Annotated in this window: 15 protein-coding genes and 2 tRNA genes; 10 read left to right on the forward strand and 7 right to left on the reverse strand. The window is 44.4% G+C overall.

Annotated elements, in window-relative coordinates; translation table 11 throughout:
- The first annotated feature begins 25 nt into the window (after nt 1–25).
- Together GFS24_RS18630 and GFS24_RS18635 are read left to right on the forward strand one after the other, a co-directional pair.
- Nucleotides 26–3418: a SusC/RagA family TonB-linked outer membrane protein gene (locus tag GFS24_RS18630; protein WP_153661986.1), complete on the forward strand. Its 3393-nt coding sequence runs from the start codon at nt 26–28 to the stop codon at nt 3416–3418.
- Nucleotides 3419–3429: 11 nt separating this feature from the next.
- A complete protein-coding gene (locus GFS24_RS18635; protein WP_216647448.1) occupies nt 3430–5310 on the forward strand; it encodes a RagB/SusD family nutrient uptake outer membrane protein in 1881 nt (626 codons plus the stop codon).
- A gap of 40 nt (nt 5311–5350) precedes the next feature.
- On the opposite strand, the gene murB is transcribed toward GFS24_RS18635, so the two are convergent.
- Complete coding sequence (gene murB / locus GFS24_RS18640) at nt 5351–6367, reverse strand: UDP-N-acetylmuramate dehydrogenase (RefSeq protein WP_153661990.1); 1017 nt, start codon at nt 6365–6367, stop codon at nt 5351–5353.
- Between the two features lie 45 nt (nt 6368–6412).
- On the opposite strand from murB, the gene GFS24_RS18645 reads away from it, so the two are divergent.
- A complete protein-coding gene (locus tag GFS24_RS18645) occupies nt 6413–7048 on the forward strand; it encodes an NAD(P)H-binding protein (protein ID WP_153661992.1) in 636 nt (211 codons plus the stop codon).
- Between the two features lie 33 nt (nt 7049–7081).
- Here the strand turns inward: GFS24_RS18645 and priA are convergent, their stop codons facing one another.
- Both priA and GFS24_RS18655 read right to left on the reverse strand, forming a co-directional pair.
- Entirely contained in the window at nt 7082–9526 is a 2445-nt protein-coding gene (priA, locus tag GFS24_RS18650; RefSeq protein ID WP_153661994.1) for a primosomal protein N', read from the reverse strand.
- The gene (locus tag GFS24_RS18655) at nt 9523–10341 is read right to left on the reverse strand and encodes a 1-acyl-sn-glycerol-3-phosphate acyltransferase (protein WP_253906525.1); all 819 of its coding nucleotides are present in this window, start codon (nt 10339–10341) and stop codon (nt 9523–9525) included. Before GFS24_RS18655 ends, priA begins: the two co-directional genes overlap by 4 nt.
- 62 nt (nt 10342–10403) lie before the next feature.
- Here GFS24_RS18655 and mtaB point away from each other — a divergent pair, with 62 nt between their 5' ends.
- From mtaB to GFS24_RS18675, 4 genes are all read left to right on the forward strand, one after another.
- On the forward strand, nt 10404–11681 hold the full coding sequence (gene mtaB / locus GFS24_RS18660; RefSeq protein WP_153661996.1) for a tRNA (N(6)-L-threonylcarbamoyladenosine(37)-C(2))-methylthiotransferase MtaB: 1278 nt from the start codon (nt 10404–10406) through the stop codon (nt 11679–11681).
- Nucleotides 11682–11771: 90 nt separating this feature from the next.
- Nucleotides 11772–11846, forward strand: a tRNA-Val gene (locus tag GFS24_RS18665).
- A 189-nt stretch (nt 11847–12035) separates the two neighbouring features.
- Nucleotides 12036–13412, forward strand: coding sequence for a hypothetical protein (locus GFS24_RS18670; protein ID WP_153661998.1), 1377 nt, complete (start codon nt 12036–12038; stop codon nt 13410–13412).
- Between the two features lie 73 nt (nt 13413–13485).
- A tRNA-Val gene (locus GFS24_RS18675) sits at nt 13486–13560 on the forward strand.
- 37 nt (nt 13561–13597) lie between these two features.
- Here the strand turns inward: GFS24_RS18675 and GFS24_RS18680 are convergent.
- A complete protein-coding gene (locus GFS24_RS18680) occupies nt 13598–14983 on the reverse strand; it encodes a sialate O-acetylesterase (RefSeq protein ID WP_153662000.1) in 1386 nt (461 codons plus the stop codon).
- Between the two features lie 145 nt (nt 14984–15128).
- Here GFS24_RS18680 and GFS24_RS18685 point away from each other — a divergent pair, with 145 nt between their 5' ends.
- From GFS24_RS18685 to GFS24_RS18695, 3 genes are read left to right on the forward strand one after another with little or no spacing between them, the layout of a single operon-like run.
- Nucleotides 15129–16145 carry a GntR family transcriptional regulator gene (locus GFS24_RS18685; RefSeq protein ID WP_153662002.1) on the forward strand — a complete coding sequence of 339 codons (1017 nt, stop codon included), beginning with the start codon at nt 15129–15131 and terminating at the stop codon, nt 16143–16145.
- A 33-nt stretch (nt 16146–16178) separates the two neighbouring features.
- Nucleotides 16179–18305: an alpha-galactosidase gene (locus tag GFS24_RS18690; protein WP_153662004.1), complete on the forward strand. Its 2127-nt coding sequence runs from the start codon at nt 16179–16181 to the stop codon at nt 18303–18305.
- Between the two features lies 1 nt (nt 18306).
- The gene (locus tag GFS24_RS18695) at nt 18307–20214 is read left to right on the forward strand and encodes an alpha-galactosidase (protein WP_153662006.1); all 1908 of its coding nucleotides are present in this window, start codon (nt 18307–18309) and stop codon (nt 20212–20214) included.
- 252 nt (nt 20215–20466) lie between these two features.
- On the opposite strand, the gene GFS24_RS18700 is transcribed toward GFS24_RS18695, so the two are convergent.
- From GFS24_RS18700 to GFS24_RS18710, 3 genes are all read right to left on the reverse strand, one after another.
- On the reverse strand, nt 20467–21669 hold the full coding sequence (locus GFS24_RS18700; RefSeq protein ID WP_253906526.1) for an RNA polymerase sigma factor: 1203 nt from the start codon (nt 21667–21669) through the stop codon (nt 20467–20469).
- A gap of 78 nt (nt 21670–21747) precedes the next feature.
- The gene (locus GFS24_RS18705) at nt 21748–22086 is read right to left on the reverse strand and encodes a YciI family protein (protein WP_153662011.1); all 339 of its coding nucleotides are present in this window, start codon (nt 22084–22086) and stop codon (nt 21748–21750) included.
- Between the two features lie 99 nt (nt 22087–22185).
- Nucleotides 22186–23784 carry a glycosyltransferase family 39 protein gene (locus GFS24_RS18710; RefSeq protein ID WP_153662013.1) on the reverse strand — a complete coding sequence of 533 codons (1599 nt, stop codon included), beginning with the start codon at nt 23782–23784 and terminating at the stop codon, nt 22186–22188.
- Between the last annotated feature and the right edge of the window lie 8 nt (nt 23785–23792).

Here is a 23792-nt window from a genome sequence, read left to right on the forward strand (position 1 = left end):
ATAGCTCACATCATCAAACAAGTATATGCATACATTTTTATTTTCAAAAAAATGGCCGCTTCGGATCCTCGTGGCCGTTATTTTCCAAATGGGCCTGTTCAGCCACGCCATGGCCCAGGTTGCGCAGAAAAAGATCACGTTATCAGTCGGCGCCATTCCTTTAACGGAAGCAGTGGAAGAGATCAGAAAAGCAAGTGGTTTAAACTTCATGTATGATCCTGCGCTGCTGGCCGGTTATAAAGTGCAGCCACAACAGTTTAAAGATAAACCGGTGCTGGAGATCCTGCAGGAATTACTGCAAAATACAGACCTGCAATATAACAGTGATAACGAAGGAAGCATCCTCATCAAGAAGAATACAAAGCAGCAAACAGCTGTCAGCACTGGCGTTACACTGATGCAGGGAACTGTAACAGATACTACCGGCATGCCGCTTCCCGGTGTTACCATCATGGCAAACGGCAGAAGTAATATCGGCACAGTAACAGATGAGCACGGCAAGTTCTCACTGTCTGTTCCAAACGATGTGAAGTTTGTGAATATGTCACTGATCGGCTTCTACGATATGCAGGTATCAGTAAGGAGCAATGCAGGCAACCGTCCTTTTATGCTGAGGACCAACCGCAGCAGTCTTGATGAAGTAATTGTGGTAGGTTATGGTACTACGCAAAAGAAAGCCAGCATTGTGGGTGCAGTGCAAACGATTAAACCGGAAGACCTCGTAGCTACCTCAGCTAATCTGACCACAGCTTTTGCCGGAAAGGTAGCAGGTATGATCTCTGTGCAGCGTAATGGCACTCCCGGTGCTGATGGCGCCAACTTCTGGATCCGTGGTGTGTCTACTTTCGGTACCAATACCAGTCCACTGATCGTATTGGATGGTGTGGAGATCGTGAGCAACATGTTGAACTCCATCGCCCCGGAATCCATCGAAGCTTTCTCTATCCTGAAAGATGCTACGGCCACTGCTTTATATGGTAGCCGCGGTGCAAATGGTGTACTCATTATCACCACCAAATCCGGTGCTGGCAGTGAAAGGATGAATGTGAACGTACGGGTGCAAACAGGCATCTCTACCCCCACACGCATTCAGCCAATAGCGGATGGCCCCACCTATATGGAGGATTACAATGAAGCCCGCCGCAACAATGGTCAGGCAAATTATTACAGCCAGGAAAAGATTGATGGAACACGGAATGGGCTGAACCCTTATGTATTTCCGTATAACGATTGGTACAATACCCTCTTTAAGGATAAAACCTTCAACCAGAACGCGAACGTAAGTGTAACGGGTGGAGGAAAGAAAGTGAACTATTTTCTCAATGCCGCTTTTTATAATGAGAACGGCATGCTGAAAGATCAGCCCACCGGCGCTTACAACACTAACGTAGGTCTGAAACGTTATACGTTCCAGAGTAACGTGTCTGCCGCTATTACTCCTACCACCCGCATTGGTGTAAAAATGAATACGCAGCTGAACTACCGCAATCTGCCATCTGTAGATGTGAACGATCTGTTTGCTTATACCATGAAGATCAACCAGGTGGATTTCCCTGCTTTATATCCTAACTCGCTGATCCCGGATGGCGATCCCAACAATATCTACTATGGTAATGCACCTGGTTGGGATGGCGGCGTTACCCAGATCAATCCACTGGCTTATGTAAACAGGGGATATGCGGATACTTACCAGTCTTATCTGACTGCGGTATTTAATGTAGACCAGGATCTGAAATTCATCACCGAAGGTTTGAAATTAAAAGCGCTGGCTTCTTTTTACAATATGACATTTGCCAGCCAGACCCGCACCTACACTCCTTTCTATAAAACACTGACTGGTTATACGGTGGATGGTAGTGGAAATTACCTCCTGAACCTGAACGATATCGGCCCGGCCGGCACCACTTACCTGGCCTATACAGCTAACAGAGACGGAGAACGTGAATACGCTGTACAGGGTTCAATCGAATATAACAAGCAGTTCGGCGCAGGTAAAGCACACGATGTAAATGCTTTGCTACTCTATCATCATAAACAGAACGACAACAACGGTATCCTTCTCACGGAATCAGGCATTCTTCCGCACCGTGAACAAGGTTTGGCAGGACGTCTTACCTATGGTTACAAGAGCCGTTACCTGGCTGAAGTGAACTTTGGCTACAACGGTTCTGAGAACTTTATCACAGGTCAGCGTTTTGGTTTCTTTCCTTCTTTCGCTGCCGGATGGAATATCACCAACGAACCGTTCTTTAAAAAAATGGGCAACACCATCACTTTCCTGAAGATCAGGGCTTCCTGGGGTAAAGCTGGTAACGATGCATTGCCGATCCGCTTCCCTTACCTGAGTACTGTTACTACAGGTGCAGCTATCGGGAATTTATACCTGGGACCTGGCCGCACACAGCCTAAAGGTATCAGCCTGAGTGCAATTGGTAATCCGGATGCTACATGGGAAGAAAGTGAAAAAACCAACGTGGGCATCGAAGTAGGTTTGCTCAACAAACTGATGTTCATCGCGGATTTTTTCCGGGATAAGCGTACCGGCATCTTCATGCAGCGCCGTTCTATTCCAAACTCTGCAGGTTATGAGGGAACAACACCTTACGCCAACATCGGCGCCGTTATCAACAGAGGGGTAGATGCATCGCTGGAATACAACACCAAAATAAACAACAAGCTTTCTATTTCTGTCAGAGGTGCATTTACATATGCACATAACGAAGTGACTGCCCGTGACGAACCAGCACTGCTGTATCCATACATGTCTGTGATCGGTCATCCCATCAACACTATTTTCGGTCTGGTATCAGAAGGTTTGTTTGCTGATCAGGCAGACATCGACAGATCACCCCGCCAAACGTTTACGGCTATTGTAAAACCTGGTGATATCAAATACAAGGATATGAATGGTGATAATGTGATCGATGATAATGATGCAACAGCGGTTGGCATGCCTACCACACCAGAGATCGTATATGGTTTTGGTCCATCCATCAAATACCAGCGCTTTGATCTTTCTTTCTATTTCCAGGGAACCAGCAGGGTATCTATCCTGATGTCGTCTCAACATCCATTTACAGACGGCGTGAATTCCGGCTTCAACATTTCCAAATGGATAGCGGACGACCATTGGAGCGAAAGCAATCCTGATGTGAATGCTGCATATCCCCGCCTGTCGCATGTGATTAACCAGAACAATGTGAAGTCATCCAGCTTCTGGGTATACAACGGTTCATTCCTTCGTCTGAAAACGATGGAAGCGGGTTACAGCTATAAAGGTTTCCGGGCATACCTTTCAGCTTCCAATCTGTTTACGTTCAGCAAATTCAAATACTGGGATCCTGAACAGGGCAGTGGTAACGGCTTGTCTTATCCGCTGCAGAAAACCTACAACCTGGGCATACAATATAACTTTTAACGATGTTGATTATGAAACGGAATATATATCTTATAGTGATCCTTATCACTGCTATATCTTTTACGGCCTGCAACAAATTCCTGGATGTAGTGCCGGAGGGTACAGCGAGCCTGGATGATGTCTGGAAATCAGAACAGCAATGCCAGCTATTTGTGAATACGTTGTATTCCCAGATGCCTCCTACGTACTATCATACTTACCTGCCGGACTGGATGGCAGGTGGTGATCTGATAACCGGCCCTAAAGGAACTACCCGCTGGTTCCCTTATAAGAGCCTGCTGTATGGTGAAGAAAATGCCAACAACTCGTATTTTCAACTCATGGGCGCCAAGAGCGACCCCGTAGGAAGTACCAGCCATGCTATTTACCGCACTATCCGTTATTGCTATCTGTTGCTGGACAATGTTGAGAAAGTACCGAACCTCAGCAAACAGAACAGTGATTACTGGAGAGGTGAAGCCCTGTTCCTGATCGCGTTCTATCACCAGTTGCTGTTGCAGAATTATGGTCCCATCGTGTTGGAGAAAGGCAATATTTCGCTGAATGCTCCTGACGCAGAGATGTATCAGGCCCGTACCCCATACGATGAATGTATTGATTTTATTACGGCAAAATATGATGAATCTGCAGCATTGCTGCCAGCCAAAAGGCCTGATGCTGAACTGGGTTATGCTACCGCTACCATGGCAAGATCCTATAAATCCCGTTTGCTGCTGATGGCTGCCAGCCCGCAGTATAACGGTAACGCTGCCGATTATGCCAATTTCAAGAATAAAGATGGTAAGGCGCTGATGAACCTGACGTTCGACAAGAGCAAGTGGGAACGTGCACTCGTTGCTGCACGTGAGGCTATTACAATAGCAGAAGCGAACGGATACAGACTGTACATCAATCCTTCCGGCACACCCATCTCTACATTTGACCAGGGAGAACGCAACTATCACGATGCCTTTTGTGAACCTACGTTCAATACAGATGAGTTCATTCATGCATTCGGCAACTTCGGTAATATCCAAACTATTCAGCAGACCGGTGGCCCGCGTGTAGTGTTGCCTTATAATACCGCCAGCTTCAGGAACTATTACGTTCCTACTTTTGAATTGGTGGAAATGTATTATTCGAAGAATGGTCTTCCGCTGGATGTGGATCCTTTAACCAACAGTGTGAACCTGTATTCGGTAGCACCCGGCGACAGTACGGCACAACTCCATCGCAACAGGGAACCGCGCTTCTATGCGTCCATTGGTTTTGACAGAGGAAAGATGGCCTTTAATAATGACACACTCATACTCCGTTGCCGTAACGGTGAGCTGCAGGGTGATCTGAACAACGATAATTCCGAGTATCAATCCTGCACCGGTTATGTGATGAAGAAATTCATGCACAAAAGCTGCTACTGGAACAATACTACGAAAACAATGACCTACAAGCAGATGGTAATGCCAAACCTGCGACTGGCTGAATTGTATATGAACTATGCGGAAGCAGACTTTGAATTTAACGGATCATTGAGCGGAGAGAGCCTGAATTATCTCAACAAGATCAGGGTACGATCCGGCCTGCCTAACTTTGAAACGTCATGGGCTATTGTAGGAGGTATTCCTACAGGTGATGCATTACGTAAAGTACTACACCAGGAACGTTCCATTGAATTTGCCATGGAAGGCCGCCGCTACCAGGACATTCGCCGCTGGCAAGAAGCGAAGGAAGTGATGAGCAAAAAGCCTAACTCCTGGAACCTCAAAGGCAAAACACAGGCTGATTTTTACAAGGTAACACCTATGGTAGAATCAGGTGTGCGTGTTTTTGAACATCCTAAAACAATATGGTTGGCCATACCGATCAACGAGCTGAATGTTAACTATAACCTGGTGCAGAATCCGGGATATTAAAAAAAAGGGGATGTCTTTAATCAGACATCCCCTTTTTTATTTAAATAATATTCACTTCTCTTTCCAGCACAACCCCGAATTTCTCTTTCACACTTTCAATCACCTTCCAGGATAACTCAACCAACTCCTCTCCTGTTGCCTGGCCATAATTCACCAATACCAGCGCCTGTTTTGCATGTACACCCGCATCTCCATCCCGGTAACCTTTCCAGCCGGATTGTTCTATGAGCCAGCCAGCGGCCAGTTTATACTGATCATGGGGTAAAGGATATGCTACAATAGCAGGGAAGGCTTCTTTCAGTGCTTCGTATTTCTCTTTGCTGATCTCAGGGTTCTTGAAGAAACTCCCGGCATTGCCTATTTCAGCAGGATTCGGGAGTTTGGAAGAACGGATACTGATCACGGCATCACTGATAGCACGAATAGATAATTCTTTCACGCCCATCCGTTCCATTTCCTGTTCTATGGCGCCATAGCTGGTATTGAAATGCGGAGTTTTGCTCAGGCGGTAAGTTACCTGCAGGATTACGAACTGGTCTTTGTATTTACGTTTGAACACACTCTCCCGGTAACCGAATTCGCAGGCTTCTTTATTAAATTTTACGAGTTTTTGATCGCGAGTATGCCAGGCTTCCAGTTCATAAAATACATCCTTAATTTCTACACCATATGCACCAATATTCTGCATAGGACTTGCGCCTACATTCCCGGGGATTAAAGAAAGGTTCTCCAAACCTGCCAGGTTCTTATCTATGCAATACATCACAAACTGATGCCAGTTTTCACCAGCACCTGCCTGAACGTATACAAACTCGTTATCTTCCTTTATCACTTTGATCCCTTTCACCTCATTCTTCAGCACCAATCCATCATAATCCTTTGTGAGCAATATATTACTGCCACCACCCAGGATCATTTTGGGAACGGTTTGCCATTTCGGATCTTCCAGGATGGCCTGTAAGGCTTCGGGAGAATCGAAGGAGGCAAAATAACGGGCCGATGCATCAATGCCGAAGGTATTATATGGCCGGAGTGAAACATTTTCTGAAACGCTCATAGAAATCCTATCTTTAATAACGGAACAAATATAGTTAACTATAAAATGCAAAAAACAGCTATTGTGATCGGAGGATCCGGTCTTATCGGAAATTTGCTGGTGCAGGCCTTACTCCAGGATGAAGCCTATTCTTCCGTGAAAGCCCTTGTACGCAAACCTCTTGCGATCCAACACCCCAAACTGACAAACCTGGTATTACGGTTTGATGATGAAAACGCCCTTAACATAGCCCTCACCGGTGACGTGGTATTCTGCTGTGTGGGTACTACCATCAAAAAGGCCGGCAGCCAGGCTGCATTCCGGGCAGTAGACAAGGAAATCCCCTTGAAATGTGCCGCCATAGCCCACAAGAATGGGGTTCCGCAATTCCTGCTGGTATCCGCTGTTGGCGCAAAGGCATCTTCCTCTAATTTCTACCTGCGTACAAAAGGAGAAACAGAAGCAGGACTGCGCGAAATTGGCTTTAGCTCCCTGTATTTCCTTCGCCCTTCTTTTTTAATAGGCAGCCGTTCTGAAGTACGGATAGGAGAACAGATTGCGGCCATGCTTGCACCAGTTATGCGTTTTCTTTTACCAAAGAAGTATAGCCCTGTGAAAGCAGCAACTGTGGTGCGCACAATGATCTCGCTGGATAAAAGTCCAAAGCCGGGGGTTCATATCATTGAAGGATTTGAGGATTGAGGCTAAACATAGTTCACCCACATCATGAAGGGGTTACACGCAGTCTACATCCGGAATGATCACTACGGAGCGGAACTGTTTTTCTATTTGTAACTGAGAGAAGAACTCTTTTACCCTGTTCTTAATTTGTGTGATCTTCTTGCTGTCCCGCGGTAATTTGATCAGCATTTCCTGCAAATAAAATCCACGTACACGACTCACCATAGGAGCTGCAGGCCCTACCAGCTGATGGCCCAGCATGCCTCTTAACCAGTTCCCTAAGATCAATGCGGCCTGTTCTGTGGTTTGTTGTTTCTTATGTTTGATGGTCACTTTCAATAAACGGGAAAATGGCGGATAGCCAAATTGTTCCCGCTCTGCGATCTCCGTTTCAAACATCGCTTTATAATCATGTGTCATTACATACTGCAATACCGGATGTGTCGTATTGTTGGCCTGGATGATCACTTTACCCAAACCATCTTTTCGGCCGGAACGGCCACTCACCTGCTCCATCAACTGGAAGGCCCTTTCATTCACACGAAAATCAGGGTAACTTAATAAGCTGTCTGCACTGATGATACCTACCAGGTTTACGTTCTCAAAGTCCAATCCTTTTACTACCATCTGTGTACCCACCAGGATATCGATCTCTCTTTGCTCTAACAGCTGGATCATTTTATTGTGACTATCCTTACTGCGGATAGCATCCATATCCATCCTTGCAATACGTGCTTCGGGGAATAATAGTTGTAAGTCCTCCTCAATTTTTTCTGTACCAAAATTCTTTGGCACTAAAGTCTGGCTACCACATGCAGCGCAGGTATACACATAAGGATACCTTGTACCACAGTAATGGCAATGCAGGTTATCCTGGTGTTTATGATACGTGAGTGATACATCACATTGTTTGCAATTGGGTATCCAGCCACAGGTAGTGCATAACAGGAAAGGCGCATAACCTCTTCTGTTCTGGAAGAGGATCACCTGTTTGCCATCCTGTAAAGCTTGTGTGATACTTTGCCGTAATACGGACGTGAAATTACCTACCACTTCTTTCAAAGCAGTTTCCTTTTTGAGATCAACGATCTCTATTACCGGCATGGCAATACCACCAAAACGTTCATTCAATTCTACCAATCCGTACTTGCCTTGTTTGGCATTATGATAAGATTCAATAGCCGGTGTGGCAGAACCTAGTAATACTTTTGCTTTGAACAGACTGGCATAATAAATAGCGGCATCCCTGGCATGGTAACGTGGGGCAGGTTCCTGTTGTTTAAAAGAGGAATCATGTTCTTCATCCAGGATGATAAGTCCAATATCCCTGAAAGGCAATAACAGACTGGATCTTGCACCTAATACAATTCGGATCTCTCCGCTCTTCACTTTATTCCAGATCTCTACTCTTTCATTATTGGAAAAACGTGAATGATAAATGCCTATTTGTCCGCCGAAATGTTTTTTCAAACGACGGATGATCTGTGCGGTGAGGGCGATTTCAGGAAGAAGATATAAAACCTGTTTACCTGCAGCCAGGCAATCTTCCATGAGCTTTACATAGATCTGTGTTTTACCGCTGGAAGTAACACCATGCAGGAGTGTTACCTGTTTCTCTGTAAAACATTCCTTCACTTTAGCCAATGCAATTTCCTGTGCGGGGCTCAGATCAAAATCCAATTGGGCTTCCATCTTCCCCATGGGCACACGATCCACGGTACGTTTATCAACCTGCAGGATCTGTTTATCTACAAGCCCTTTCAGCTGTGCAGCGGAGGCTCCTGACTTTTTCAGTAATTCACTTTGGATCACTTCTCCCTGTGTTTTCAACAGGTGCAGGTAAGCCAGCAATAATTCCAGTTGTTTGGGTGCGCGTGCCAGTTCATCGAATAGCGGCGCCATTTGCTCATCACTTTCGTAATGCGGGTTGAGCAGTATATAGTTTTCTTTCTTTTCTTTATAAACTTCCTTTAACTCTTCATACACCAGGCATACCTGCTTTTCGATCAGTTTCTTGATCACTGCATACACATCTGGTTTATCCAGGATCATTTGCACCTCTCCGATGCGCAACTCCTTGCGGATGTTCAGCGCTTCTGCTACCAGGTATTCATGATCATTGAGCATGGTGAAATCATCTCCAAATGCATCATTGAAAAGCAAAACCGTTTCACTGGAAAGTTTCAGGTGTGCAGGCAATGCGGCATTGAGCACATCTCCTTCATTACACATGTAATACTGTGCTATCCATTCCCAAAAGGCAATCTGTGTGGGATATACCACCGGATCTTTATCCAGCAGGTCCATCAGCGGTTTGGTCTTATAAGCAGAAGGCGCCTGCTCATGAATGGATTTAACGATGCCGGTATATTTCTTTGCTTTACCTAATTGCACGGCAACACGACTCCCTACCTGGATAGAAGTTTCCATCTCAGGGGGCACGGCATACGTGTAATTCCTTGGCAAAGCCAGGGGTAATATGACATCTACATATTTCATATTGTCTGGAGGGACGGGTAACTGCGGTATTTACGTAATTCTTCATCCATCATCTGCCTCACCTGTTTTTTCAGCTGGGGTACATCTTCCATCGTTAAACCTTCTACGGGAACAACGGGTAAGAATACAACACGGCAGGGACCGGGCTTCAGGGACATGAATTTGATCTTGTCCAGCCGCGCACGATTATCAACATATAATACAGGGCGTATAGGCGTTTTCGTTTCAATGGCTATTCTGAAAGCACCGGTGTGAAAAGGCAGCAAAGGCTGATCTGTTTCATTGGTGGTACCTTCCGGAAATATCAGTAAGGACACGCGCTGTTGCAGCATGTACATCATATCTTTCATGCTCTGGGCCCTTCCGCGCGCTGTTTTTCTATCTACCGGAACAACTGATCTGCTGTAGATCAGTCCGAACAGGGGGATCTTTGACAACTCACTTTTACCCAGCGGGCGAAATGCCAGTGGCATCACTTTTACTGCCAGGGCAGCATCCAGGTAAGAGGAATGGTTAGCCAGGTAAATGCAGGGATCGTTTGTTTTGGGGCCTTTCCATTTTTTGGTCACAAAAATGCCCACGGCAGGAAACCATACATGTGCCCAAAAACGGAGAAAATAAAATACGATGTTTCCTCCCCTCACTTTTCCCAGGAAAGACACCAGGACAATGGGCGGCAGGATCAGGAACATGATGCCCAGCCAAACGATAAGGGCATAGAGGCTATAGAGAGCCTGCAAACATTTCAATAGCACACGCATAAAACCGGAAAGATACAGAATAATAGGATCAAGCGAAAGCGTTTTGGAATTCATAATAAATAATACATATATCTGCATGGCTGGAATCCTGATAATGTCGTACCTTTGCCCTCCTTATGACAGCGGTAAAATCAGTAGCATTTCATACACTCGGCTGTAAGCTGAACTTTTCCGAAACCTCTACTATCAGCAGGTTATTGGAAAAGGACGGTTTCGAAAAGAGGGATTTTGACGAAACAGCGGACGTGTACGTGATCAATACCTGCTCTGTAACGGATAACGCAGACAAAGAATGCCGCATGTTAGTGCGACGTATTCAACGCCGCGCTCCTGAGAGTTTTGTAGTGATCACGGGGTGTTATGCGCAGCTAAAACCAAAAGAAATAGCTGAAATTCCAGGTGTAGACCTGGTATTGGGCGCCGCTGAAAAATTCAATATTGTAGAACACATCCGTGAACTCTCTAAAGGAGACAGCGCAAAGATCTGCTCCTGTGATATTGAAGACGTACACACTTTCCATGCTTCTTATTCTTTAAACGACCGTACCCGTACTTTCCTGAAAGTACAGGATGGCTGTGATTACAACTGCTCTTTCTGCACCATTCCCATGGCACGCGGCATCAGCAGAAGTGATAGTGTGGCCAATGTGATTGGGCATGCACAAACCCTTGCTGCTACGGGTGTTAAAGAGATCGTACTCACCGGTGTGAACCTGGGTGATTTTGGAAAAGGATTTGAAGGCGGCAAGAAACGGGAAGAATCATTTTACGAACTGATCCAGGCATTGGATGATGTGGAAGGTATTGAACGGTACCGCATTTCTTCCATCGAACCGAACCTGCTCACCAATGATATTATAGAATTTGTGGCGGGCAGCAAGAAGATCATGCCGCATTTCCATATTCCTCTCCAAAGTGGCAGTAATGATATCCTGGCAGCTATGCGCCGCCGCTACCGCAGGGAATTATATGCTGAAAAAGTGGCCTGTATCAAACAATTCATGCCCAATTGCAGTATTGGCGTGGATGTGATCGTAGGATTTCCGGGCGAAAGTGACGCTCACTTTAAAGAAACCTATGATTTCCTGCATGAGCTGGATGTATCCTACCTGCACGTTTTCACTTATTCCGAAAGGTCCAATACCCATGCCCTGGAGATCAAACCTGTGGTGCCGGTTCATCTGCGGAATGAAAGAAATAAAGCATTGAGGAATCTCAGCCATAAAAAACAGCAGTATTTTACGGAACAGCATATCGGGCAAACCCGGAAGGTATTGTTTGAGCAGCATGGAAAAGATGGGATCATGGAAGGCTTCACGGATAATTATATCAAAGTAAGCACCCCTTTCCGGGACGAATGGAAGAACAAGATCGTGGACTGGGCGCTGAGATAAGAGAATTTTAAAAATATATTTGGCAGAATAAAAATAGTTTTTACCTTTGCAATCCCGTCAAACGAAAAAGCGTTGGGCGATAAAGGAAAAGGGAGTTTAGCTCAGTTGGTTCAGAGCATCTGCCTTACAAGCAGAGGGTCGGCGGTTCGACCCCGTCAACTCCCACTAAAGGTCTTCGTTTTACGAAGGCCTTTTTTTATGTACTATATTCACCCTATGCCCGGGAGAAGGAGTATCGAACCCATATCGAACCCGTGATATAGGATGGATCATTGAGGTATATGTTAAGATAATATCACTCTAGCATATATTTTAATAAATCATACTATCTTTAGCCCGGAAAAACCCACACCTATGAATTATCTGTCACCTCTCCAATTTAGAGTGCTTAAATACAGTGCCGTACCGGGACTGTTGATGTTGTATTACTTTTTTGTCTTAAGAGAACAATTCCCAAGTTCTAACCTGATGGGGCAATGCTTAAAAGCTGGTTTTATCGGCCTGATCATTGGCTGGGAGTTCCTGATCCGGAAAGATTTTAAACGGTTCGGGATCTTCATTATTGGTGCTGCGTTGTGGTACTTTCTTGTAATGCTGGCCTTCAACCGGCTGGAACTAGGGATCAGAGCCAGCTTCTTCAATCACTGGTACCAGATATTCTCGTTCCTTGCTTTCTGGGGCATGCTATTGATCAGAGGGATCCTGCTGAAGGACAAGTCCTTTATAAAAACCGGCTTGCTCGTGATGTTTATCTGGAATTATGGCATCGGTGCCTTGAATGGCCTTTACTTTATTATTGAAATAGTATTGAACGCAGCGACAGATAGTCCTTTTCCCATTTTTAATTACATCGGTAATTTTATCTCCGGCACCCATCAATTCCTGCTCCCCTGCTTTTATTATATCATCCTGTACTTTGTAGAAAATTACCTGAATGATGTGGATTCCTTCCGCCAGAAATTTCATTCAAAGATCCTTGTAATAGGAAAAGGTGAATATGTTTTTTTCTATGGCATACTCTTTATGTTCCTGATTGGAAGTGCTACAAGCATGGGCCAGCTGGTGGAAGCCTGGGAACATATCCGCTATGCGGGTGAGGATCAAATTTCATCCTACCTGGTGTTTATATTCTACCTGCTCTGCCCTATGCTTACCATAATCTTAAGCGGTTACCTGATAAGGAATATCATGGTTGCCCGGTCATTGACGATCAATCTTCATAATGGCTTCCTGTATTACCTGCATTGCCTGCCTTTTTTAAACCTGATCCCTGTATTGATCTACAGTTCTCAGAAAGCCGTTCATACTACCACCACTGAAAATGCTGTAGCATATATAAAAAGAGGTGATTCAAAAATGGCAAACTGGATCATTGTGGTGGGTGTTATTATGTCGCTCTATGGACTTTACCAGGGATACAACATGTATCAGCGCGTTTCTTATTACAAAGAAAGTCCGGTGTTCACTTTACTGGTTGCAACTGTTGCCATTTTTCAGTTCGTCCGGCTGATCAATTTTTTAATGGTGCGGAATTCAAGGAAGGCAGTATACGTATTGTTTACGATCAATCTGCTATCTGTGTGCGTACTGCTTTTCGGTTCGCTGGAATTGATCTCTCTGCGGGTGGGCATTTGTTATATGTCCTTGTACCTGTTGCTGGAGATATTCCATCCTACTTTATTTGGAGGAGATGCGGAAGCTATTCCGGCAGCTGCACATTCTGAAGAATAGGTTCAAAAAAAACGCAGCAAAATTTTTTTAAAATAAAAATCTCTCTATATTTGCACCCTCTTATAGAGAGAAAGGGAGTTTAGCTCAGTTGGTTCAGAGCATCTGCCTTACAAGCAGAGGGTCGGCGGTTCGACCCCGTCAACTCCCACAAAAAAAGGTCTTCGTAAAACGAAGACCTTTTTTTATTATTTCATTTCTACTTCCCAACTGTCTGTTCGGAACGGCGCAAGTGGCAATCCTTCTTTACTAAATACATTCCCCACCGCTGTATTGCGGAAACCGAAACGTACTGCCACAGGAGTCTTTACTTCTTTGCTGGAAACGGTCAGCGTATTATTTTTGATCGAAACGTCTGCCGGATAAAATACCTGGTCTTCTCCTGCAATTACAAATTCTGTTGCTGTCTTTCCTTTTACCTGCACTGCACTATCCAATGTTACGATCGCTTTATTCCCTTTTATGTTCAGACTTTTGAATGCAGGGCTTTTATAAGCAAATCCATTTTTGTGATACGTTTCTGCTAATGCCAGGTTAGCTAAACGCAAACCTACATCCTTCTTATTGGTAGGATGCACATTATTTGTATCTGCAACAAGGTCCGTGATCACTACCATGCCAGTATTGGGATGATGATCGGCAACTTGTGTTTCTGCTTCCCGCAACAAGGCTCCGCTGTTTTTAATTCCATATTTATAGGGCGCTATCTGTACTAAATAGAAAGGGAAATCTTTCTGCCAAAGTGTACGCCAGCTATCTATCATTGTAGCTAATAATTTGGCATAAGTCTTTGCAGTGCCTGTGTTATTCTCCCCCTGGTACCAGATAGTACCGGCAATAGCATAATTGGTAATGGGAGCGATCATACCGTTAAATGCATAACCTGGTATATAAGGACGGCCTCCGGGAATGGAGATCTTTGTTGCGGCTTGTTTTAAAACGGGATCTGCATTGATGATACTATCCGGCGTCCAGATCTCCGCAGCGGTGCCACCCCAGCTGGCATTCACTAAACCGATGGGGATGTTCAGATTGCTGTTTAATCTCTTTCCGAAAAAGTAACCCACAGCACTAAACGATTTCAAGGTACTGCTATCGCAGATAGTCCATTCTCCGGCACAGTTATCCTGTGGGTGAAGAGAAGTCGTTTTAGGGATATGGAAAAAACGGATATTGGGGTTACGGGATACAGGCAGTTCCTCTTTCATGCCCTCTACGCCCATACCATTCATTTCCATATTGCTCTGGCCGGAGCATACCCATACTTCACCAATGAGGATGTTATTCAGCACGATGGTGTTCTTTCCTTTTAATGTGATGGTAAAAGGTCCGCCGGCAGCGGGTGTTTCTACCAAAATTTCCCAACGCGCATTATTAGTGGCTATAACTTCATAGGCTTTGTTATCCCATGAAGTGGTAATAGCAATCTTTTCATTAGGGTCTGCAGCACCCCATAATTTCACTTTGCTTTGCTGCTGTAACACCATGTTGCTGCTGAGAATATTGGGCAGTCGGATATTACCGAAAGAAGAAAGGCTGGCACACAGGAGTGCCACAGTAAGTATTTTACGCATGTATATCATATTTGTTTCCGTAATAGGCTTCTTAACCGCCGGGAACAAATTTAATATTTAAAAAAAAGTTGTGGGAATTAAAAAAAGACACTAGTTTAGTAGAATAGTATAGTACAGAACAGATAGAGAAATACACGTTATTGACATGCAGGATATATATGAACAGATACATGAGTTGGAAGGGATACCTGGAATGTCCAAACATGAACAATTCGTTCAGGGGATCATTAATACGATCAATGCCAAATTACTTTCGAGGGGTGATGCCTTGCCTTCTGTGAACAAGCTGATCAATGAGCTGGGGTTTGCCAGGGAAACAATTGCCAAAGGATATAAAGAGCTGGTGGAAAGAGGTATTGTGACTTCCCAGAACAGGAAAGGATTTTTTGTAAGTACCTACGATACCGGCCAGCAACTGAAAGTAGCGTTATTGCTCTTTGCTTTTGACACCTTCCAGGAAACGTTCTATAAAACCTTCCGTGAAAATATCGGCGAGAACATTCAGCTGGATGTTTTCTTCCATCATAATAATATAGAGGTATTCGAATCCATTGTTTCCAGTATTAAAGGGCGATACGGCATGTATGTCGTAGCGCCTATCCCCCATCCTAAAACGGCAGAAATACTGAAGGTACTTCCCATGGACAAGTTCCTGATGATAGACCGGTACGAGCCCTTAGCCGCTGAATGCTCTTACATTGTACAGGAATTCGGGGAATCGTCTTATAAAGTATTCAGCGCCTTAACGGAAACGATCCGCCGTTTTGATGAAATGATCTTTTATTACCGCCCGGCTACGGATACGCCTATTGAGATCCTGAAAGCTTTTAAACGTTTTGTCAAAGACAATAAGATCAAAGGAGTGATCAAAACAGCATATCAGCCTGGCACCGTAACAAAAGGAAAGGTGTATTATACGATCAACAATACGGAGTTATGGGCCATCCTGAAAGACTGTGTGGAAAAGAACCTCACACCAGGAAAGGATGTTGGGCTCCTTTCTCACAATGATGATATAGTGAAAGAGATCATCTGCAACGGGATCACCACTTATTCCACTGACTTTAAACTAATGGCAGAGAAAGCCGCAGATTTTGTATTAAACCGGGAAAAGATACAGGAAGTAATACCCACTACCCTGATCAGAAGGAAATCATTGTAATTGACATCGCCTGGGCCTAAGTAAAATAAAATAATGAAAAGGAAACTACTGATCATCGTATTGTCTATGTTCTATCCGGCTGTGCAGTTGTTTGCACAGCAACAGATCGCCATTGAAACGGATCGCCTGCAATGGTTGCTGCAGGTAAATGAAAAAGGAAAGCTGTACCAAAGCTACCTGGGAGAAAAGCTGCTAACACCTGCAGAAGTAAAAGCAGGAAGGCATGAAGCATTTGTGGGAGCAGGGATGAATGACCTGTTTGAACCGGCTATCAGGGTCACGCATAAAGATGGTAATCCTTCTTTGGACCTGGTATTTGCCAGTGTGCAAACAAAAAAGGAAGATGCCAATACCAGCACTACCATCATTACTTTAAAAGATCCGCAGTACGCAATTGAAGTAAAGCTGTTTATCACTGCTTACTCCCGGGAGAATATTTTTTCCAGTTACACGGAGATCATACATAATGAGAAAGGAACTGTAACACTGCACAACTACGCTTCTGCGATGTTGCATTTTGATGCACCACATTATTGGCTCACGCAATTCCATGGAGACTGGGCCGAAGAAATGAAAATGCAGGAAACTGAATTAACCAGCGGGATCAAGATACTGGACAGCAAACTGGGTTCACGGGCGCATATGTACCAACCGCCCTTTTTCTTCCTTTCCTTAAACCAGCCGGCAGGAGAAAACAATGGAGAAGTACTGGCAGGCACACTGGCCTGGTCTGGTAATTTCCGTTTTGCATTTGAAGTGGATGAGCAGAATTCTCTCCGGATGATAGCAGGTATGAATAATTATGCTGCAGATTATCCGCTGGCGGCCGGCAAACCTTTTGTTACACCGGCATTTATATTTACCTATTCCAACACCGGAAAAGGTACTGCCAGTCGTAGTTTTCACAGCTGGGCAGGTAAATACGGAGTAATGGACGCAGATAGTTCCAGGATGGTATTGCTCAATAACTGGGAATCCACCGGTTTTGATTTTAATGAACAAAAACTAACGGCGCTTTTTGCAGATACCCGCAAACTGGGTGCGGACCTCTTCCTGCTGGACGATGGCTGGTTTGCCAATAAATATCCACGCAACAGTGATCATGCAGGGCTGGGTGACTGGGAAGAAAATAAAGCCAAACTGCCACATGGTATTGGCCACCTGGTAAAAGAAGCCACTGCCAACCAGGTAAAGTTTGGCATATGGCTGGAACCTGAAATGGTAAACCCTAAAAGCAAACTGTATGAAGATCATCCGGATTGGGTATTGAAATTACCCAACCGTGAAGAAAATTATTTCCGTAATCAGCTTGTGTTGGATCTAGTAAATCCGGCGGTGCAGGATTTTGTATATGATATAGTAGATAAACTGCTGACTAAAAATCCGGGCATCGCTTATATCAAATGGGATTGCAATCGCATGATGACGAATGCATGGTCTCCTTATCTGAAAGATCAACAATCCTCTTTATCGATAGCTTACACACAAAGCCTGTATAAAATACTGCAGAAGTTGCGGGTGAAATATCCGCATCTTCCCATGATGCTTTGCTCAGGTGGCGGTGGGCGTGTGGATTATGGTGCGCTGCGTTATTTTACGGAATTCTGGCCCAGCGATAATACGGATGGCCTGGAACGGGTATTTATGCAGTGGGGGTATTCTTACTTCTTCCCCTCCTTCACCATTTCCAGCCATGTTACCTCATGGGGTAAACAATCCCTGAAGTTCAGAACGGATGTTGCTATGATGGGACGGCTAGGGTATGATATAGATGTCAACAAGTTCACAGAGGAAGAATGGCATTTTAGCCAGGAAGCCATCAAAAATTATAACAGGCTAAAGAATGTGATCTCGCACGGGGAAATGTATCGGCTGATATCTCCTTATGAAGAACAAAGGGCTGTGCTCATGTATGTGAACAATAGCAAAACAAAGGCAGTATTGTTCGCGTACAATCTTCATACACATTATGGTGAACAGTTCCAGAAAGTGCGTTTAAGCGGGCTTGATCCGCAAAAGAGATATAAGGTGAAAGAGATCAACCTGGAAAAAGAGGCACAGGCAACTGAGTATTCCGGGGACTATTTAATGAAGGTTGGTTTATCTGTTTCTTCGAACAAAGAATTATCCAGTAAGGTATTAGAGATCCAAAGCTTATAAAATGAAGTGGTTTACTGTTATCGCTGCCATGTGCCTCTCATTCACTGTACAGGCACAGCATAAAACGATCCCTTTCGGGAAGAACGGCCGTATTGTATATAACCTGCAAAACGGTACTTATTCCGTATGGATGGAAGGGAAAGAAGTGATTAAGGATGCTTTTGCTTTTTATGATGAGGAACAACGGCCTGATACGGGACAGGCTGTTCGCAGCTTTGCTGTTTCTCCTGTTAAGAATGGCAAGCAGTATGTGATTAGTAGCGGTACCCAAAGGCAGCATGTATTTTATGTATATAATGGAACCGATGGTTTTTATACTGCGCTTATCCTTAAAGGGAAAGGTGCACGCTCCCGTTATATGAGTCCCTTAACAGGTAAAAGGAGTGGTTTCACCAGTGCAGTGGTTGTTCCTTTTGATAATGATGCATGGGTCAAATACAAAGTAGCGGATCTGCAGCAGCCTTCTTTTACCAGCTCTGAAGTAACGGCTTTGTATGACAGTGTTCGTAATAACGGACTGATCATCGGATCTGTGGAACATAACAACTGGAAAACAGGGATCAGCGTATCCGGGAATAATATCTCTGCTATTGCCGGATGGACAGATAGCACAGGTACACGCGACAGGATAAAACATGGCATTGTTACCCAGGGAGATTCTCTCTGTATCTCTCCCAAAATACTGGTGCTGGCAACCACAGACTGGCGTACAGGCATGGAACAGTATGGCAGTGCCAACCGTTTGGCAGAACCCCACTACATACATCAATGGACGGCGGCTAAACCTTTCGGATGGAATAGCTGGGGAAGCATACAAGCAAAACTATCACTTGCCAAAGCCAAAAAGGTGGTTGATTTCTTTGCTGATTCCTGCAAAACATTCCGCAGCAAAGATGGGCAGCTTTATATAGACCTGGATTCTTACTGGGATAATATGACGCAGGCTGAACTGGCTGCATTTGTAACCTATTGCAAAGAGAAGGGATTGAAAGCTGGCATCTACTGGGCGCCCTTTGTAGACTGGGGAAAACATGCTACCAGAAAAGTAGAGGGCAGTAACTACACTTACCAGGAAACATGGACAAAAGCAAAAGGGGAATACCACGATTTCGATGGCGCCCGTGCGATGGATCCAACACATCCTGCCACAAAGGAAAGAATAACCTACCGCATCAAACAGTTTAAAGACGCGGGGTTTGAAATGATCAAAATAGATTTTATCGGGCATGCTGCCATTGAAGCTGATACATTCTTTGATCCTGCTGTGCATACAGGCCTGCAGGCCTTCCGGAAAGGGATGGAGTTCCTCGTGGATCAGCTGGATGGAAAAATGCTGGTGTATGCTGCTATTTCACCTAATCTGGCTACGGGCAGATATGTACACATGCGCCGCATAGCTTGTGATGCTTACAAAAGTATCCAGGAAACGGCTTATACCCTCAATGGTACCAGCCTGGGCTGGTGGCAGAATAAAGTATATGATTTTGCAGATGCTGATCATGTTGTATTTGCAGATGAAACCCCCGGTGCTAACAGAGCAAGACTTACCTCTGCAATTGTTACGGGTACGCTCATTACAGGGGATGATTATTCTGTACATAGCAGCGCTTCTTCAGCTGCACAACAATTACTGCAAAATCCTGATCTGCTGAAAGTAGCACAACAGGAAGGCATCTTTCGTCCGATCGATCATCATACAGGAGAAACGCCTTCTAATATGTTTATGACCACAGGAGGTAAGTACACCTACCTCGCTGTTGTGAATTACAGCAATCAACCGGCAACATTTGTAGTGGATCTTCCATATAAAAGCAAGGAATTGTTCTCCGGCAAAACAGTCAGTCAGAAAGGGAAGATGAGTATTACTGTCAACCCCGCAGATGCAGTGATCTACAGATTATCGAAATAAATTAACAAGGGCAATTCTTTTCGGATTGCCCTTGTTAAATAAAGAAACAGGCATATAATTTGATCATTATCAACATAACTAAAGACCGATTTTCATAACATAAAGCTCATCAGACCAAGTCCACCTCAAGTACACGGTAAGTCCGGACTAAGTCCACACCATCTCCACGGATCTCCCCACTACCTTCCCACTACCCCCCGATCATCCCCCCGACTACCCTCCCATGCATCCCGATACATTAGGCCTTACTCCTTATTTCAATTTACCGATCTTCTGTACTATGATCTTTTTATCCGCAGTGGAGTTTGTAAGCCTCAAAGCCTGCTCCAGGCAAGCCTTTGCCTTATCATTGTCTACATCTGTATAAAGTTCACCCAAAAGCAGGTGATACACATGGAGATTAGCCAGCTGCAATTTTTCCGCTTCAATAATAGCCTCTGCCTTTCCGTTTGCTTTGGAGAGAGCATATGTTCTGTTCAGCGCAGCTATGGGGGAATACTCCAATAACAGCAGGTGATTATAATATTGCAGGATGTTCTCCCATTTTTCTTTTGTATCCTCTTTAATGGTGTGCCAATAAGCAATACCCGCCTCTAAATGATATTTCGTCAATTCATTCCCCTGTGCTGCGATATTTAAAAAAGCTTCTCCTTGCGTGATCAGCTCTTTATTCCATAGATTGGTATCCTGGTCATCGTATAAAATAACTTCTCCCTGCTGGTCCATCCTGGCTTCAAACCGGGATGACTGAAAGCTCATGAGTGCGAACAACGCATTCACAACAGGTTTATTTGTTTCTTCATTCTCCAGCAGCAAATGGGTTAATCTCATCGCTTCAAAGCAAAGGTCTTTACGCAATGCGCTATTGTTACTGGCAGAATAATATCCTTCGTTAAAAAGCAGGTAAAGTGTTGTCAGAACGGTTTCCAGCCTTTTGTTTATTTCTACTTTGCCGGGGAATTCAATTTTTATGTTCTCAGCCCTTAATTTATCCTTTGCCCTCAGTAATCTTTTGTTGATCGTTTCTTTATTCGTTAAAAAGGCATCTGCAATTTCACCGATACCAAAACCACAAAGTATGCGAAGAGCTAACCCGATCTGTGCTTCTGGCAGGATGGCGGGATGACAGATGGCAAACATCATTTGCAGCTGGCTATCCTTAATATTCCTGTCGGATAGATCAATATCAAATAGCTCCATGCTTTCTGTGGAATAGTTCAGATGCGTGGCCACTTTGCTATTGAAAACAGCCTCGTGTTTCAGGTGGTTCTTTGCTTTATTCTTTGCAACGGTGTAAAGCCATGCCACGGGGTTTTCCGGCAGGCCTTTCAATCCCCAGAGTTCTGAGGCAGACAGGAAAGTATCACTGGCAATGTCCTCTGCTATTTCAATATGTTCAAACCCAAAAAGCTTACACAATACAGCTGTTATTTTGCTGTATTCCGTTCTGAACAAATGTGGTATCAATTCATCTCCAACCATAAAGATAAAGCCTTTGTAATCTTGTAAATTACAAAGGCTTTGTGAATATTTTTACATCTTACCTATTTCCCGAATTTCTACATTACCGCCGAAAAGAAGACCAGGGCAACCCTTTGCCAGTTCCGTAGCTTCTTCCAGGGAATCAGCCTTTACGATGGAATAACCAGCCAGTGTTTCTTTGATCTCTGTATAAGGTCCATCGGTTATAACATTACCTGGTCTTAATACTTTGCCTGCGGACTCCAGCCTGTTTCCACGATCCACCAGTTTGTTCTGTGCCGCGATGCCGCTGATCCAGTCCATCCAAAGTTTCATTGTATCCTGCATTTGTTCCGGTGAAGGTTTAGGCATCTCAGTGTTTGCTCTAAATACGAATAAGAAATCTTTCATTGTTTTAAATTTTAATTGTTTTAAAACATCATAACAACTCAATGCTTAAGCCTTGGACAGGAATATTATATTTATTATTTAATACTATATAAATATGTTCTATTGAGCGTTTACCCGTAATATCCAGACACTATCTAACCCTTCGTTACGCGTGGCGGGATTGATGAATTGTCCATCTAACCTGGTTACGGGATAACTTGAAAATACGGCTTCTTCTTTATATTTCTTCCCTGCAAGATCCAATGCATCCATGCCTGCTTTACCGGTGAATATCAATGCCTGGTTATTGAAAGCGGTATCACTTCTTTCCACAGGTGCATCACAATAGAATTCAAAGGCCTGGGAATTACTTCTGTAAAAATGAACTTTCTCTCCCGGGAATTGATTGTTCTTCCATTTAGCGGCTACTGATCCTCCCTGGTAATCCAGCAGTGTCGGATAAAAGAACACATTGATGAAAATAGCTACGCACACACTACCCAGCAAACTCACTCTTACAACATCATTTGGAGAGCGGAGGAGCCACCAACCAATGAGTGCGGCCGCACTTACAATAATATAGGCTATCCAGTAATGAGGGCGGAATAACAGGGTGATGGCTAAAAGCAGGATCACCATGATCAATGAAATAACCCGCTGCGTGATCATTACTCTTTTTAATGAAACCAGGTTTATGAGCCATGCCGCTAGCAAAATACTGAAATAGGGAAACAAGATATTCAGGTAATGCGGTAACTGAAAACTTGACAGAGAAAAAACGAGCATGGTGAATAGCGCAGCCCCTAAAGTGATCCACTCCTCTCCTTTAGATAATTTCCGCAGCCGCTGGAAAATAGCGATGTATAATAACAGGCTCCAGGGCAGAAAAGCCCAGAGGAGTGTATGCAAAAAGAAGAAGGGATCACCATGTCCTTTAATGGGACCTGTGTTAAAGAAGCGGCCAAACTGGCTTTCCCAGAGGAAGAACCGGATACCGGAAACGCCCTGTTGCCCAAATATTACTTTCTCCGGATGTGCATCGAACTGAAGATAGAGACACCAGATCTCCGGTAAGGTAAAAATAACAGCCAGCAGCAAATACGCGTACCATTTCCATTGCAGGAACTGCGTCCAATCTTTTAAGATGATCCAATGAAGTATCAATCCGCTTCCGATAGTGATCAGCACAAACGGGCCTTTGGTCATTAATGCGCATGCCGTAAAAAGCGCAGCAGGCAAAATGTATCCTGCGGATTTCGCGGCCTTTACAAGATACCAGGAAGCTGCTATCAGGAAACAGGTAAGGTAAGGTTCAGCGCGAACATCATTACTGCTGATAATAGCATGAAGAGCGCCAAGATAGATGAGTGATGCTATTTGCGCAGCAGCTTCACCATAAAAATGCCGGGCAAAGAGATACGTAAATCTTGCACCTAAAAGCCAGCATAGGAAAGCAGGCAGTTTATAAGCAAATGTGCTGATGCCGAATATTTTAAAACTCAGGGCGCTGATCCAGAAAGGCAGGTGTGGTTTATCCAGCCAGTCCGTTCCATCTGCAAAGAGGTTCACCCAATCATTACGCCATACGATCTGTTTTGCAATACCGGCATACAGGGCTGCATCCGGTTCCATGAGTGTGGTAAATAATCCCGGAATGAGAGATAGTACTATAATCGCAATACACCAGGAGTACCTGGCTGTCAGAGGATAGGTTTGCATAATAATAA

This window comes from Chitinophaga sp. SYP-B3965, from assembly GCF_009647655.1.
Classification (GTDB): domain Bacteria; phylum Bacteroidota; class Bacteroidia; order Chitinophagales; family Chitinophagaceae; genus Chitinophaga.

Excerpts from the sequence above, each read along its gene's own strand:
- GFS24_RS18630 (WP_153661986.1), top strand. The coding sequence starts at position 26 with ATGCATACATTTTTATTTTCAAAAAAATGGCCGCTTCGGATCCTCGTG.
- GFS24_RS18635 (WP_216647448.1), top strand. The coding sequence starts at position 3,430 with ATGAAACGGAATATATATCTTATAGTGATCCTTATCACTGCTATATCT.
- murB (WP_153661990.1), bottom strand. The coding sequence starts at position 6,367 with ATGAGCGTTTCAGAAAATGTTTCACTCCGGCCATATAATACCTTCGGC.
- GFS24_RS18645 (WP_153661992.1), top strand. The coding sequence starts at position 6,413 with ATGCAAAAAACAGCTATTGTGATCGGAGGATCCGGTCTTATCGGAAAT.
- priA (WP_153661994.1), bottom strand. The coding sequence starts at position 9,526 with ATGAAATATGTAGATGTCATATTACCCCTGGCTTTGCCAAGGAATTAC.
- GFS24_RS18655 (WP_253906525.1), bottom strand. The coding sequence starts at position 10,341 with ATGAATTCCAAAACGCTTTCGCTTGATCCTATTATTCTGTATCTTTCC.
- mtaB (WP_153661996.1), top strand. The coding sequence starts at position 10,404 with ATGACAGCGGTAAAATCAGTAGCATTTCATACACTCGGCTGTAAGCTG.
- GFS24_RS18670 (WP_153661998.1), top strand. The coding sequence starts at position 12,036 with ATGAATTATCTGTCACCTCTCCAATTTAGAGTGCTTAAATACAGTGCC.
- GFS24_RS18680 (WP_153662000.1), bottom strand. The coding sequence starts at position 14,983 with ATGCGTAAAATACTTACTGTGGCACTCCTGTGTGCCAGCCTTTCTTCT.
- GFS24_RS18685 (WP_153662002.1), top strand. The coding sequence starts at position 15,129 with ATGCAGGATATATATGAACAGATACATGAGTTGGAAGGGATACCTGGA.
- GFS24_RS18690 (WP_153662004.1), top strand. The coding sequence starts at position 16,179 with ATGAAAAGGAAACTACTGATCATCGTATTGTCTATGTTCTATCCGGCT.
- GFS24_RS18695 (WP_153662006.1), top strand. The coding sequence starts at position 18,307 with ATGAAGTGGTTTACTGTTATCGCTGCCATGTGCCTCTCATTCACTGTA.
- GFS24_RS18705 (WP_153662011.1), bottom strand. The coding sequence starts at position 22,086 with ATGAAAGATTTCTTATTCGTATTTAGAGCAAACACTGAGATGCCTAAA.
- GFS24_RS18710 (WP_153662013.1), bottom strand. The coding sequence starts at position 23,784 with ATGCAAACCTATCCTCTGACAGCCAGGTACTCCTGGTGTATTGCGATT.